This is a genomic window from Cupriavidus sp. a3, assembly GCF_051015765.1.
Taxonomy (GTDB): domain Bacteria; phylum Pseudomonadota; class Gammaproteobacteria; order Burkholderiales; family Burkholderiaceae; genus Cupriavidus; species Cupriavidus oxalaticus_A.
In genome coordinates this window covers 3,733,950-3,747,598 of sequence record NZ_CP170643.1, presented here as the reverse complement: position 1 = coordinate 3,747,598, position 13,649 = coordinate 3,733,950, and the positions used below count along the sequence as shown (strand labels likewise).

The 13,649-nt window shown below is 65.0% G+C and carries 12 protein-coding genes and 2 pseudogenes; all 14 read left to right on the top strand.

What is annotated here, in order from left to right; genetic code table 11:
- Positions 1-50 precede the first annotated feature (50 nt).
- Positions 51-1,607: an AMP-binding protein gene (locus ACAD63_RS17955; RefSeq protein ID WP_135706668.1), complete on the top strand. Its 1,557-nt coding sequence runs from the start codon at positions 51-53 to the stop codon at positions 1,605-1,607.
- 23 nt (positions 1,608-1,630) lie between these two features.
- Entirely contained in the window at positions 1,631-2,872 is a 1,242-nt protein-coding gene (locus ACAD63_RS17950; protein ID WP_434033088.1) for a thiolase family protein, read from the top strand.
- Positions 2,873-2,882: 10 nt separating this feature from the next.
- Positions 2,883-4,232: an NAD(P)/FAD-dependent oxidoreductase gene (locus ACAD63_RS17945; RefSeq protein WP_135706666.1), complete on the top strand. Its 1,350-nt coding sequence runs from the start codon at positions 2,883-2,885 to the stop codon at positions 4,230-4,232.
- Between the two features lie 181 nt (positions 4,233-4,413).
- Positions 4,414-5,085 (top strand): TetR/AcrR family transcriptional regulator, encoded by a 672-nt coding sequence (locus ACAD63_RS17940; RefSeq protein WP_135706665.1) that lies wholly within the window; start codon positions 4,414-4,416, stop codon positions 5,083-5,085.
- Positions 5,086-5,296: 211 nt separating this feature from the next.
- A complete protein-coding gene (locus ACAD63_RS17935; RefSeq protein WP_434033087.1) occupies positions 5,297-6,586 on the top strand; it encodes an acyl-CoA dehydrogenase family protein in 1,290 nt (429 codons plus the stop codon).
- 187 nt (positions 6,587-6,773) lie between these two features.
- Positions 6,774-7,043 (top strand): hypothetical protein, encoded by a 270-nt coding sequence (locus tag ACAD63_RS17930; RefSeq protein ID WP_240746100.1) that lies wholly within the window; start codon positions 6,774-6,776, stop codon positions 7,041-7,043.
- A 24-nt stretch (positions 7,044-7,067) separates the two neighbouring features.
- The gene (locus ACAD63_RS17925) at positions 7,068-8,543 is read left to right on the top strand and encodes a flavin monoamine oxidase family protein (RefSeq protein ID WP_434033086.1); all 1,476 of its coding nucleotides are present in this window, start codon (positions 7,068-7,070) and stop codon (positions 8,541-8,543) included.
- A 9-nt stretch (positions 8,544-8,552) separates the two neighbouring features.
- Positions 8,553-9,212: a c-type cytochrome gene (locus ACAD63_RS17920; RefSeq protein WP_434033085.1), complete on the top strand. Its 660-nt coding sequence runs from the start codon at positions 8,553-8,555 to the stop codon at positions 9,210-9,212.
- 37 nt (positions 9,213-9,249) lie between these two features.
- Positions 9,250-9,921 carry a hypothetical protein gene (locus ACAD63_RS17915; RefSeq protein WP_135706660.1) on the top strand — a complete coding sequence of 224 codons (672 nt, stop codon included), beginning with the start codon at positions 9,250-9,252 and terminating at the stop codon, positions 9,919-9,921.
- A 13-nt stretch (positions 9,922-9,934) separates the two neighbouring features.
- Positions 9,935-11,011 carry a phosphotransferase gene (locus tag ACAD63_RS17910; RefSeq protein WP_434034014.1) on the top strand — a complete coding sequence of 359 codons (1,077 nt, stop codon included), beginning with the start codon at positions 9,935-9,937 and terminating at the stop codon, positions 11,009-11,011.
- 178 nt (positions 11,012-11,189) lie between these two features.
- Positions 11,190-11,984, top strand: a pseudogene (locus tag ACAD63_RS17905) (NAD(P)(+) transhydrogenase (Re/Si-specific) subunit alpha); the annotation flags it as partial.
- A 294-nt stretch (positions 11,985-12,278) separates the two neighbouring features.
- A pseudogene (locus ACAD63_RS17900) lies at positions 12,279-12,644 on the top strand (hypothetical protein); the annotation flags it as partial.
- A gap of 22 nt (positions 12,645-12,666) precedes the next feature.
- The gene (locus ACAD63_RS17895) at positions 12,667-13,017 is read left to right on the top strand and encodes an NAD(P) transhydrogenase subunit alpha (RefSeq protein WP_434033084.1); all 351 of its coding nucleotides are present in this window, start codon (positions 12,667-12,669) and stop codon (positions 13,015-13,017) included.
- Positions 13,014-13,649: NAD(P)(+) transhydrogenase (Re/Si-specific) subunit beta (locus ACAD63_RS17890; protein ID WP_434033083.1), on the top strand; the 636-nt coding region annotated here is incomplete at its 3' end. The genes ACAD63_RS17895 and ACAD63_RS17890, both read left to right, overlap by 4 nt.

Genomic DNA, 13,649 nt, shown 5'->3' with positions numbered 1-13,649 from the left:
TCTTCAGGTCGGGGCAATCAATGCGTCACAGATTCAGAGGACTACCAGAAATGGCAATCATTGATTATTTTGACCGCGGGTTGCGCATCAATCCCCACGGCATTGCCTATATCCAGGGCGAGCGCAGCTACTCGTTCCGGGAGATTGGCGAGCTTTCCTGCCGCATCGCCAACGGGCTGCTGGCGGAAGGCTTCGGCAGGGAAACCAAGGGGGCGGTCTGGGCAGACAACGACGTCACTGCCTGGAGTTGCGCGCTGGGGCTGTGGCGAGCGGGGATGGCGTACATCCCCGTCAACGGGCGCAACGCGCCCGAGGAGAACCAGTTCATTCTTGACGCATTCGACTGCGAAGTGCTGTTCTTCCAGGAAGCGTTCGCATCGGTGATCGAGGCGCTGCGTCCCCGGCTGCCGAAGGTCAGGCTCTGGGTGTGTGTCGATGCCGCGCTGCCGTGGGCGCCATCGCTGTCCAGGTGGAGCGGGGACCAGGCCTCGAGCGCGCCGCGCATCGATTACGGCATGGACGACATCGTGACCCTGTCGGCAACGGGCGGGACGACCGGCGCGCCGAAGGGCGTGATGAACACGCACCGCGCTTACCAGACCTACTTCGCGCAGTTCATGATGGCGTACCCCTACCAGGGCGACGAGCGCCCGGTGAATCTTGCCGCAGCGCCGATGACGCATACCGCCGGGATGCTGTCGCTGCCTTGCACTGCCCGCGGCGGTACGGTGGTCGTGCTACCGAAGCCAGACCCTGCAGCCTTGATCGGCGCGATTGCGAAGCACCGGGTTACCGAGTTCTTCCTCCCGCCGACGGTGATCTACCGGCTGCTGGACATTCCGGGGATCGAGAAACAGGATTTCTCATCGCTCAAGTGCTTCCTTTATGGGGCTGCGCCCATGTCGGTGGAGAAGCTCAAGCGCGCGATCGAGGTGTTTGGCCCGGTCATGGCTGGCGGCTACGGCCAGACCGAAGCCCCGGCGTCGATCTCCTACCTGACGCCGGCCGAGCATTTTGTCGGTGGCGAACTGGCGTCCGACGAACGGCTGTCCTCGGTCGGCCGTCCCAACCCGCTGATCCGCGTGGAGATCATGGGCGAGCACGGCGAAGTCCTGCCGCAAGGCGAGACCGGCGAGATCTGCGTGCGCGGCGACCTCGTCATGAAGGGCTACTACAAGGCGCCCGAAAAGACCGCGGAGACGATCGTCGACGGCTGGCTGCACACCGGCGACATCGGCCATCTCGATGCGCAGGGCTACCTCCATATCACCGACCGCAAGAAGGACATGATCATCAGCGGCGGCTTCAACGTCTATCCGAGTGAAATCGAGCAGGTGATCTGGTCCCATCCGGCCGTACAGGACTGCGCGGTGATCGGCGTGCCCGACGAGAAGTGGGGCGAGGCGGTGAAGGCCGTGGTGGAGCTCAACGCGGGCTACGAGGTGAGCGCCGACGAACTGGTCGCGCTGTGCAAGGGCAGGCTCGGCTCGGTCAAGGCGCCGAAGAGCGTGGAATTCGTCGCTGCACTGCCGCGAAGCCCGGTCGGGAAGGTGTTGAAGAAGGATCTGAGAGAACAGTACTGGCAGGGCCAGCAACGCAAGATCTGAACCAGGCTCCGAGGAAAAGAGACATGAGCAACATTTACATCGCCGGCATCGCGATGACCGTCTTCGGCCGGCATTTCGACCTGAGCATCGAGAGCCTCGCCGGTGCCGCGCTACGCGACGCCTTGCAGGACGCCGGCTGCAGTGCCGACGCCATCGGTGCGGCTTTCTACTCCGGCATCACCAATGGCCAGCTTCAGGGGCAGTTGTCGATCCCTGGCCAGGTCGTGTTCAGCAAGATCGGCATCGAGGGCATTCCGGTGTTCAACATCGAGAACGCCTGCGCGTCCGGCAGCACGGCGGTGCATCTTGCAGTACAGCACCTCAGGGCAGGCAGTTGCGACGTCGCGCTGGCACTTGGCGCGGAGAAGATGAACGTCGCTGACAAGGCGAAGTCGTTCGCCTTGTTCGAGGCGGGATGGGACGTATCCCGCGTCGAGGAGAACTTCGCGACGCTGGCGAAGCTGGGAGAAGGCATCGAGCCGCCGCCGGGATCGGAATCCGACCGGCCCTATAGCCGCTTCATGAGGATCTATGCCGCGATGTGCCGGTATCACATGAAGACCTACGGCACGACGCAGCGGCAGATTGCGGCGGTATCGGCTAAGAACCACGGGCATTCGGTGCACAACCCGCATTCGCAGTTCCGCCAGGCGTTTACGATCGAAGAGGTGCTCGCCGCGCCGCCGATCACCTATCCGATCACGCTGCCGATGTGCGCGCCGGTCTCGGACGGTGCCGCGGCGGCAATTCTCTGCACGGAAGCGGGGCTGCGGCGCATCGGCGCCGATCGCAGTCGCTGCATCCGGATCGCGGCGAGCGTGATCCGCAGCTTTACGCATCGGCGCATCGACGAGCCGGAGAAGAATATCGGCCGCTTCGCCGCGCTTCAGGCTTATGAGCAGGCCGGCCTGGGCCCGGAAGATATCGACGTGGCAGAGGTACACGATGCCTCGGCGATGGGGGAGATCATCCAGGCCGAAAACCTGGGACTGGCGCCGCCCGGCCAGGGAGGGCCGGCAGCGGAGCGCGGGGAATTCACAATCGGCGGGCGCATTCCGATCAATACGTCAGGCGGCCTCGAATCCAAGGGCCATCCGCTCGGTGCGACAGGTATTGGCCAGCTCTACGAACTGGTCACGCAACTGCGTGGGGAAGCGGGTGCGCGACAGGTTGGCGGCGCGCGTCACGCGATTCAGGAGAACGGTGGCGGCTTGCAGGGCGTCGAAGAGGCGGCGCTGGCAATCCATATTTTGAGCAAGGAGTAAGGGAGCAGGTATGGACGGGTTCAACTGGCGAGGCGGACAGGCGTATCGGCCATTGGGAGGCTGGGTGGAGCGCCCGGATGACCTGCAGCCGCAACTCGAAGGCGACGTCAGCGCGGACGTGGTCGTTGCCGGGGGCGGCTTTGCCGGACTGTCCACCGCGCTGGAGCTTGCCGCGCGCGGGGCGAAGGTGATCGTCCTCGAACGCGAGTTCGCCGGCTTCGGCGCGAGCGGGCGCAACGCGGGCTATCTCGCGGGTGGGCAGGGGCTGGAGTACGACCTGTTTCTCAAGCGCGTGGGACAAGAGCAGGCCAGGGATATCGTGCGCTTCTACGATGAAGGCGTCGACTATGTGGAGCGCAAGCTTGCAGAGTGCGCGATCGACTGCGACTACAATGCCTCGGGGATCATCCGCGCAGGCGTCCATCCGTCCCAGGAAAGGAAGCTGCGCAGGAGCATGCGTACCGGCGTGCAACTTGGCTCTCCCGGGGAGTTTCTGGATCACGCCGCGATGCGGGCCCGCGGCATCCCGCCGGCGTTCCTGTTCGGCTGCCATGCCCCTCGAGGCGGTACGCTCGATCCCGGCAAGTATGTGCTGGGGCTGCGGCGCGCGGCGCTGCGCGCGGGCGTGAAACTCTATGAGAGTACGCCGGTGTTGTCCTGGGACGGAGGCCCCACCGTCCGGGTGCGGACTCCGAAGGGCAGTGCGAGCGCGCCGTTCCTGGTGCTTGCAACCAACGCCTATACGCCGCAACTCGGCCTGCTGCGGAACAAGGTCATGCCGCTGCGGGTGTCGGCCATCGAGACTGAGCCGTTGTCCCCGGCGCAACTGGCGTCGCTGGGCTGGCCGCGGCGCGAAGGCATCGTGACCTCGCACTGGACCATGGAAAGCCATCGGCTGACAGCGCGCGACACGCTCGTACTGACGACAAAGCGGTTGAGCTACGTCTATGGTGCGCAGACACCCAATGTGCCGGACGAAGCCTCTTACCGTGCCCTGGCCAAGACGCTGCATGAGCGGTTCCCCACGCTGGGAGACGTTGCCATCCGGTCATGCTGGAGCGGGTACATCAGCCTTGCTTACGATGCGCTGCCCGTGGTCGGCGAGGCCGGCGCCGACCGGAACATCCTCTATGCCGCCGGGTGTTCCGGGCATGGTGTAGGTACCCAGTCGCTGATGGGACTGCTGCTGGCCGAACGGATACGTGGCGCGGGACATCCGCTGCTATCGGCGTTGCACCACAAGACGCCCTCGACACTGCCCGAACCGCTGCAATGGTGCGCCGTCAATTCCGCGCTGGGCGTGGCCAACATGCTGGACGATCGGGTGAACCGCAAGGCACGCTACGCCGCGCTGTCATAGCGCTCGCCGACCATTTCCGTTCCAGCCAGGACAAAGGAGGTAAGCCGCTGCCGAAGCGAGCCGGGCGGCACGCGCGTCGACGGGCGTCAGATATAATGATGCCCGCCCAGCCTACCGCTGGCGCGATCGTTTACAAAGGGCTGAAAAGCCCTGGATCAAGGCAGACAGGATGACAGTGCCCATGGAGCAGCGCACCACCAGGAAGCGGCGCGCATCGAGCGCAGCCGCCACGGGAGCCGACCCCGACAGCTTGCGGGCCCAGGGCTTGCGCACGCGCAACGCCATCGTTCGCGTTGCCAGGAAGCTGTTGCTCGAGGGCGGCAGCCTGGACTTCTCGCTGCGTGCCGTCGCCCTCGGCGCCGGGATCAGCATCAGCAATCTCCAGTACTATTTTCCGACCAGGCAGGCCGTGCTGCGGGCGATCATGGCCCCGATCATCGACGCCTATCTCGAGGACCTCAAGCGCGCGCTGGACAGCCGTGTCTCGCCGCGCGAATCCCTCGACGCACTGCTGGAAAAGACGCTCAGCGATGCGCGGAATGTCAAGGACGCGGCGCTATGGTGGCACTTCGTCTCGCTGTCATCGACCGATCCCGAGTGCGCCCGGATGTACGAGGAATGGTATGACACGCTGACGCGCGGCATTGCGGAACTGGTGCGGTCGATCAATCCGGAACTGAAAACGGCCGACAGCCTGCACGTTGCCTCGCTACTGATCGCGCTGGCCGACGGGCTGGCGCTGCAGCTCGGCGCGGGACGGCGCAAGCGTGATTCGCGCGGGCTCGACGCGGCATATCGGGCCGCTGTCGAGCAGATCATATTCAAGGAGCGGTCGACCGAAGTGGCCGGCTAGCTGCGGCAACGCGGCGCCGCGGCGCGCGAACGCCAGAAGGCAGGGAATACCCTGTCTTTTTTTTCGCCCGTGTGTTTGGCAACATGACCTACGTTTTGTATGGTGTTCTACTAAATAGACGATAGACGATAGACGATAGACGATAGACGACAGGCGTGCCGTATCCGCGGCAAGCCGCCACGCATGCTTCCACGACAGGAGGAGACCCAGAATGATTCGATTGCACAAGACCGCTGCGTTGCCCGTAGTCGGCCCGACCGGATTCGAGACGCCGCTGAGCGAAGAGGAAAACGCAATCCAGCAGACCGTCCATCGTTTTGCGCGTGATGTGCTGCGACCGATCGGACGGGAACTCGACCGGATGGCGCCCGAGGACGTCATCGCTCCGGGTTCTCCGTACTGGGCGGCGATGATGGAGAGCGCGAAGCTCGGTCTCGACCCGCAACTCATCGCACAGTTCCCGCCGGAGGTTGCAGTGCGCATCGAGTCGCTGATCGGCGAAGAGCTTGGCTGGGGGGATTCGGGCCTGGCCGTTTCGCTCGGCGCGGCGACCATGCCGCTGACGATGGCGCAGTCGCTCCGCAATCAGGAACTGATCGACATGTGCACCGGAAAGATCGGTTGCTGGATGAACACGCAGCCTGACCGCGGCTCCGATGCCGCGATCCTCTACCGCGAAGAACTGAGCGCGGGCGGAAAGCAGCCAGTTGGCAACGTGACCGCCAGGGTCGGTGCCGACGAGATCGTCATCAACGGACAGAGCTCGGCATGGGTGTCGAACGGGTCGGTGGCGCAGGTCGCGCTCGCTTACATGGCGGCGGACTATGGCGACGGGTTCCACGGCACGGACGAGCACGGCGCGTTTACCAACGGCATCGGGCTGATCCTGCCGCTCGACCTGCCGGGCATCTCGCGCGGCAAGCCGCTGGACAAGATCGGCCAGCGTGCGCTGCCTCAGGGCGAGATCTATTTCGACAACGTCAGGGCGCCCAGGCGCTTCGCCGTTGCGCTGAAGGACGAATACCTCGGCAACCTGGCTTCGACATGGTCGTTCGCCGGTACGCACATGTGCCAGGTCTTCGTCGGTGCGGCCCGCGCCGCGTTCGAGCTTGCGCTTTCCTATTGCCATGAGCGCAAGCAGGGCGGGGCGCTGCTGCTGGAACACCAGATGACCCAGTTGCGCGTGGGCGAGATGCTGCGACGGCTCGAGATGGCACGTGCCATCGCCCGCCGCAGCCTGGCGTTCGCGCGCCTGTCGCCACAAAGCCACCCGTATGCGACCGCGCAGGCCAAGGTCAGCGTCACCGAGGAAGCCATGAAGATCACGCACGAGGCATTTCAGCTCTTCGGCGGTAACGGTACGACGCGCGAGTTCCCGATCGAGAAGCTGTTCCGCGATGCGCGCTCGGCGCTGATCGAGGACGGGGAGAACTACGTGCTTACGTCGCGGCTGGGCGTGTTGGCCGGGCGCCTCTACCAGAACGGGTGGGCGCGGGATTAGGCGCCCAGGTCAAGTGCCGGATACCGGCCGTCGCAGCGGGCGGCCGGAGCGCGCCAGACCAATCAGCCATTTGCATGGGAATGCCGCGATGAAGTCAAGTTCCTGCTCGGGCGCGACAGCCCTGGGGCTACGGCCTGGTCCCAGTGAATTGCTCCACTTCATCCGGGCATCGGTGGCAAGGATTCGAATGGACGCCGCGGACGGCGCCGCCATCGAGCGCCGCTTGTCGAGCCTTCTGCGGCACGCGCTCGCGACAGGCTCGCCATTCGATATCGCGCTGGTATTGGGCAGCGCAGCCGAACTCATGCTGTTCCCGGAGCAGGAAGTCCTGGAGCAGTGTACGGCCGCAGTCCAGCAGGCCGATCAACAGGCGCTGCGTGGGCTCGTCTGGGCAGTCAGGCACAGAAGCATGAGAAGCGGGAAGGGCGTGCGCAGGTTCGCACTCGACCCGCAATGAGATGACAGCAAACATCAAAGCACTATGGGCAAGATTTCGTCCTCCGACACTTCCGTAAACACACAGCGAAGGCACTTGCTGAAGATGGCGGGCGCCTCCACGGCGGCAGGGGCCGTCGGCCTGGGCCCGGGGCTGGCCAAGGCAGCCAGGGGCCGCACGCCTGAAGACGTTCTGGACGTCGCCATCATCGGCGCGGGCCTGTCGGGCCTGACTGCCGCGAGGGACTTGCGCCAGGCTGGCTGCGAGTCCTTTGTCGTGCTGGAAGCGCGCAATCGCGTGGGTGGGCGGATGCTTAACTACGACGTGGGCTCCGGACACGTTTCCGAGGTCGGGGGACAGTGGATCGGCCCCGGCCAGACGGCGGTGGCCGACCTGGCGCGCGAACTCGGTGTGGGCACGTTTCCCAGCTACTACAAGGGGAAGACGGTCGTCCTCGGTGGTGACGGCCGGCTGGAGGTCGACCTGAAGGGCACGTTTGGCAGCGATGAGGCAATCGGTGGCAAGCTCAGCAAGCTCTCGCGGGACGTGCCGTCGGGCGCGCCGTGGAAATCCGCGAAGGTCGCGGAACTGGACAAGCTGTCGGTTGGCGACTGGCTGGCGAAGCAGGCCATCAAGCCCGAGGACCGGACGGGGTGGAATGCGAGCATCGCGCTTTCCGGCGGCGTGATGCCGGCAAAAATGGGAATGCTCCATTTCCTGTCAATGATCAACTCGGCCGCCTGCGACTACATGCAGCTGGACAGCATCAAGCACAGCGCCCAGGAAACACGATTTGTCGGTGGTTCGCAGGTCCTCTGCGTCAGGATGGCGCAGGCATTGGGGAAGAGGGTGCGCCTGTCGAGCCCGGTCCGGCGCATCTCGGACTGGGACCGCGAGGTCGTGACGCTGCACACGGACCAGGGCGAAGTGCGCGCACGCCAGGTCATCATGGCCCTGAGTCCACCCTTGTGCCAGCAGGTGCAATTCGATCCGCCGCTGCCGGAGAAGCGCGCCGCGCTGCAGCGCGCCTGGCCCGCCCATTCGCCGGCGCGGAAGACGGCGATGGTCTATTCCCGTCCGTTCTGGCGCGACAAGGGATTGAACGGACACATCTTCCAGGTCGACGGGCCCATTCTGTGGGCCTTCGACAACTCTCCCCCGGGGGGCGAGATCGGCGTCATCAATGCCTTCATCTCGAATGCATCGGTCCCCTCGGATCACAAGGCGGCGCAACGGTTTCTGGCAGAGATCTATGCGCGGGCCTTCGGCAGCGAGGCCTTGTCGCCGGTGTCATACCACGATCATGACTGGGGCCGTGCCGATCCTTGGACGATCACCTGTGTCTCGGCCATTCCGCCGGGCTTCTGGAGCGCTCACGGCGAGGCATTGCGGCCGCCCTGCGGCAAGCTCATCTGGTCGGGCACCGAGACGGCCGAGATCTGGGCCGGCTACATGGACGGCGCCGTGCGCTCTGGCCATCAGGCCGCCCTCCAGGTGCTCAATGCCTTGCGTCGCGCTTAGGAGACGGAAATGAAGAAATGCATATGGCTGGGCGTTCCCGCGATCGCCGTCGCCGGGCTGCTCGCATGGTTCGGCGGCGACCTCCTTGGGATCTATCGCCTCGACCGGTATATCACGGCGTCGGCTGCCGCGTATGAGACCGATGGCAGCCCGTGGCCGCGCGTGTCCGACGCCTGCATCGGCTGTCACGGCGCCAGGGGCAATTCGCTGCACCAGGGCTATCCGAGCCTGGCGGGCCAGCCGGCACCATACGTGGCGGCCCAGCTTCACAAGTTCGCCAGAGGGGAGCGGTCCGATCCGATCATGGGTCCACTGGCCAGGACGATGAGCGAGACCGAGATCAACGATCTTGCCGGCCACTTCGCCAGGCAGCCAGCCGGCGCCAACCGCTACTTCACGCCAGATGCCGGATTGCTGGAGAAGGGCAAGCGGCTGGTGGCGTCGGGAAACTGCGCCGCGTGCCACGGCAGCCAACTGATTGGGCGCGACCAGTTCCCGCGCCTCGCGGGCCAGGGCTACGAGTATCTGCTGGCGCAGTTTGATGCGTTTGCCACCGGCACGCGCGGCGAACCGACCGGGGTGATGAAAAGCGTGGCTGCGGCGGCGTCACCGGAGGACCGCAAGGCGATGGCCACTTATCTCGCCAGCCTGGCGCCGCAAAAGCCATGAACAATCCAAACCTGCAAATCGAGCCTTGGGAGTCGTGATGGACCGTAATCTCTATCTTCTCTGTTTTGCCATGTTCGTCCTCGTGGTGACGTCATTGATCCACGGCCTGAAGTTCCTCGGGAAGCGCAACTACCTGCTCGGCTTTGAATGGCTGGTCGTGACCTTCTCGGCGTCTAATTTCCTGCTTTTCGCCCTGGGCGGCGTGCAGGTCTCGTATGGCATCTCGTACTTTTGCGATGCGTTCTCACGGGGCTTCGGCATTCCCGTGGTTGCCCTGGCCGGACTGATGTCCGTTACGCATCGCTACAAGCCGTCCATCCTGATGGATGTCGTGCTCTTCGCGGGAGCGATCGCGGGGACGGCCGTGTTGTTGTCAGTCGACGCGCTGGCGCAGCCAAGGCCGTATTTCTATGTGGTGATGTGGTCGGTATTTTCGGTGTACCTGGCCTGGTTTGCCTGGAAGCTGCTCAGCGCCGGGGAAGGCTGGCATGCATTTGGCGTATTCATGGTCCTGCTGACCGGGCAAGCCATTGCATGCATCTACGATTTCCACACAATTCCCGGCGATGACGAGCAACACCTGATCTTCTTTACCCTCGCTTGCCTGACGTGGTCGTTCTTGTGTGTCGAGCTGTATTACGCGTACTGCGCGCTGGATCGCGCAGAGAAGGATGCGGAGTCGCTGGCTCCCATGCCGGCGCTTCAATGAACGGGGCGACCGGATGAGCAATGCTTCTTCAGCGTTCGCCGGCACGCAGCCGGCAAAGGAGACACTGGGCTTTGACCCGGCCGGACTTGAAGCCTGGATGGCGCGCCATGTGGAAGGCTTTGCCGGCCCGCTGACCGTCGAGCGGTTCAGCGGTGGGCAGTCCAACCCCACTTACAAGCTGGTTACGCCGCGCCAGGCTTACGTCATGCGCGCCAAGCCGGCGCCGAAGGCAAAGCTGCTGCCGTCCGCGCACGCCATCGAGCGCGAGTTTCGTGTGATGGCAGCGCTTGCCGGCACTGAAGTGCCCGTGGCCAGGATGTATGCCCTATGCGAGGACGAAGCCGTCATCGGCCGTGCTTTCTACATCATGGAATTCGTCAATGGCCGCGTGCTATGGGATCCTGCGCTGCCTGGTATGAGCAACAGCGAGCGTACGGCGATCTACGATGAGATGAATCGCGTGATCGCGGCACTGCATCGCGTGGACTACAAAACCATCGGTCTCGCGGACTACGGTAAGCCCGGCAACTATTTCTTCCGCCAGATCGAACGATGGAGCAGGCAGTACAGGCTGTCTGAAACCGAATCGATTCCGGCGATGGATGCACTGATTGCATCGCTGCCCGACCAGATCCCGGGGGAAGCGGAGGAGCAGGTCTGCATCGTGCACGGTGACTACCGGCTCGACAACCTCATGTTCCATCCCACCGAGCCTCGCGTACTCTCGCTGCTCGACTGGGAGCTGTCGACGCTCGGCCATCCGATGGCGGACTTCAGCTATCACTGCATGAACTGGCACATTTCTCCGGGGCCGCTGCGCGGCATGGGCGGCATCGACCGGGGCAGCCTGGGGATCCCGGATGAAGCGGCCTACCGCCACGCGTATGAGCAGCGCACCGGGTGCAAGATCTCGGGGAACTGGAACTTCTATCTCGCGTTCAGCATGTTCCGAACCGCAGGCATCCTGCAGGGGATCATGAAGCGCGTGGTGGATGGCACGGCGGCGTCGGCGCAGGCGCTCGAAGCGGGAAAGCTGGCCCGGCCGATGGCTGCGATGGCCTGGAAGTACCTGCAGAAGCAGGCGCGATGACCTGCATCCAGGGGGCTCCAGCGGCATAGGTTTGTCGGCACCGCGCTTCCGAAGCTGTCATACGGGCCTGACGCCAGGGCATCCCGCTAAATGGGGAGTCGCATTACTAAGGATTACTAAGGAACCGAGCCGGGGTTCGGCCTTCTGGCGGGCTTTCGGTGCAAGGGAATTTATTGATATGCAAATTGGTATTCCGCTGGAGACACTACGCGGCGAAACTCGCGTCGCCGCCACCCCCGAGACGGTCAAGAAGTACGTCGCCCAGGGCCACAAGGTGGTCGTGTAGGCCGGCGCCGGCGTTCGCGCCAGTCAGCCCGATGGCGCGTATGAAGCGGTCGGCGCCACCATCGGCACCGCTGCCGAAGCGCTGGGAGCACAGCTGGTGCTCAAGGTGCGCGCGCCGGACGACGCGGAACTGGCACAGATGAAGCCGGGGGCCGTACTGGTGGGCATGCTCAATCCCTTCGATGCCGAGAACAACGCGCGCATGGCGGTTGCCAATGTGACCGCCTTCGCGCTCGAGGCCGCGCCGCGCACCACGCGCGCGCAGAGCATGGACGTGCTGTCGTCGCAGGCCAACATCGCCGGCTACAAGGCCGTGCTGGTGGCCGCGCACCACTACCAGCGCTTCATGCCGATGCTGATGACCGCCGCCGGCACCGTCAAGGCCGCGCGCGTGCTGATCCTGGGCGCCGGCGTCGCCGGCCTGCAGGCGATCGCCACGGCCAAGCGCCTGGGCGCGGTGATCGAAGCCTCCGACGTGCGCCCCGCGGTCAAGGAACAGATCGAATCGCTCGGCGGCAAATTCCTCGACGTGCCCTTCCTGACCGACGAAGAGCGCGAGATCGCGCAAGGCGTGGGCGGCTATGCGCGCCCGATGCCGCCGGACTGGATGACGCGCCAGGCCGAGCTGGTGCACCAGCGCGCGATCCAGGCCGACATCGTCATCACCACCGCGCTGATCCCGGGCCGCAATCGCCGGCTACAAGGCCGTGCTGGTGGCCGCGCACCACTACCAGCGCTTCATGCCGATGCTGATGACCGCCGCCGGTACCGTCAAGGCTGCGCGCGTGCTGATCCTGGGCGCCGGCGTCGCCGGCCTGCAGGCGATCGCCACCGCCAAGCGGCTGGGCGCGGTGATCGAAGCGTCCGACGTCCGTCCCGCAGTCAAGGAGCAGATCGAATCGCTGGGCGGCAAGTTCCTCGACGTGCCGTTCCTGACCGACGAAGAGCGCGAGATCGCGCAGGGCGTGGGCGGCTATGCGCGCGCGCGCAGAGCATGGACGTGCTGTCGTCGCAGGCCAACATCGCCGGCTACAAGGCCGTGCTGGTGGCCGCGCACCATTACCAGCGCTTCATGCCGATGCTGATGACCGCCGCCGGCACCGTCAAGGCCGCGCGGGTGCTGATCCTGGGCGCCGGCGTCGCCGGCCTGCAGGCGATTGCCACCGCCAAGCGCCTGGGCGCGGTGATCGAAGCGGCGGCCGACGCCTCGGCGCTCTATGCGCGCAACGTGCTGGATTTCCTCAAGCTTGTCGTCGACAAGGATGGCCAGTACACGCTCAACCTCGAAGACGACATCGTCGCCGCCTGCCTGATGACGCGGCGCGAGCAACTGGCGCTGGCCAGCTGAACCGGCAATCAAGGAGATATCGATGGAAATGGTTAGCCACACGGTGATCAACCTGATCATCTTTGTCCTGGCGATCTACGTGGGCTACCACGTGGTCTGGACCGTCACGCCCGCGCTGCATACGCCGCTGATGGCGGTGACCAATGCGATCTCGGCCATCATCATCGTCGGCGCGATGCTGGCCGCAGGACTGACCGAAGGCAATGTCGGCCGGGCCATGGGCACGCTGGCGGTGGCGCTGGCGGCGGTCAATGTGTTCGGCGGCTTCCTGGCCACGCAGCGCATGCTGGAGATGTTCCGCAAGAAGGCACCAAAGCTACAGCCGCAGGACAGCGCGCAGACGGGCGGGAAGCTGGCGGAGGTGGCGCGATGAACGGCCTGTCGATGAATCTGGTGACGCTGTCCTACCTGGGGGCATCGGTCTGCTTTATCCAGGCGCTGAAGGGGCTGTCGCACCCGACCACGGCACGGCGCGGCAATGCCTTCGGCATGGCGGGCATGCTGGTGGCCGCGCTGACCACGGTGGCGCTGATCCTGAAGCTGAAGAACGAGGTGCTGGCGGGCGCGGGCGAGGCCGGCAACACCGGCAGCGGGCTGGCATTGATCCTGGCGGCGCTGGTGGTCGGCGGCGGCATCGGCGCCTACGTGGCGCGCAAGGTGCAGATGACCAGGATGCCCGAGCTGGTCGCGGCGATGCACTCGCTGATCGGTCTCGCGGCGGTGTTCATCGCGGTGGCCGCGGTAGCGGAGCCTGCGGCATTCGGCATCGCGCCGGTCGGTTCGAACGATATTCCGCTGGGCAACCGGATCGAGCTGTTCATCGGCTGCTTTGTCGGCGCCATCACCTTCTCCGGTTCGGTGATCGCCTTCGGCAAGCTGGCCGGGCGCTACAAGTTCCGCGTGTTCCAGGGCGCGCCGGTGGTGTTCCCCGGCCAGCACTGGCTGAACCTGCTGCTGGCGGTGGCGATGGTCGGCTTCGGCGTGATCTTCTTCATGTCGCAGGAC

Coding starts and splice junctions, on each gene's coding strand:
- ACAD63_RS17955 (WP_135706668.1), top strand. CDS start 51: ATGGCAATCATTGATTATTTTGACCGCGGGTTGCGCATCAATCCCCAC.
- ACAD63_RS17950 (WP_434033088.1), top strand. CDS start 1,631: ATGAGCAACATTTACATCGCCGGCATCGCGATGACCGTCTTCGGCCGG.
- ACAD63_RS17945 (WP_135706666.1), top strand. CDS start 2,883: ATGGACGGGTTCAACTGGCGAGGCGGACAGGCGTATCGGCCATTGGGA.
- ACAD63_RS17940 (WP_135706665.1), top strand. CDS start 4,414: ATGGAGCAGCGCACCACCAGGAAGCGGCGCGCATCGAGCGCAGCCGCC.
- ACAD63_RS17935 (WP_434033087.1), top strand. CDS start 5,297: ATGATTCGATTGCACAAGACCGCTGCGTTGCCCGTAGTCGGCCCGACC.
- ACAD63_RS17930 (WP_240746100.1), top strand. CDS start 6,774: ATGGACGCCGCGGACGGCGCCGCCATCGAGCGCCGCTTGTCGAGCCTT.
- ACAD63_RS17925 (WP_434033086.1), top strand. CDS start 7,068: ATGGGCAAGATTTCGTCCTCCGACACTTCCGTAAACACACAGCGAAGG.
- ACAD63_RS17920 (WP_434033085.1), top strand. CDS start 8,553: ATGAAGAAATGCATATGGCTGGGCGTTCCCGCGATCGCCGTCGCCGGG.
- ACAD63_RS17915 (WP_135706660.1), top strand. CDS start 9,250: ATGGACCGTAATCTCTATCTTCTCTGTTTTGCCATGTTCGTCCTCGTG.
- ACAD63_RS17910 (WP_434034014.1), top strand. CDS start 9,935: ATGAGCAATGCTTCTTCAGCGTTCGCCGGCACGCAGCCGGCAAAGGAG.
- ACAD63_RS17895 (WP_434033084.1), top strand. CDS start 12,667: ATGGAAATGGTTAGCCACACGGTGATCAACCTGATCATCTTTGTCCTG.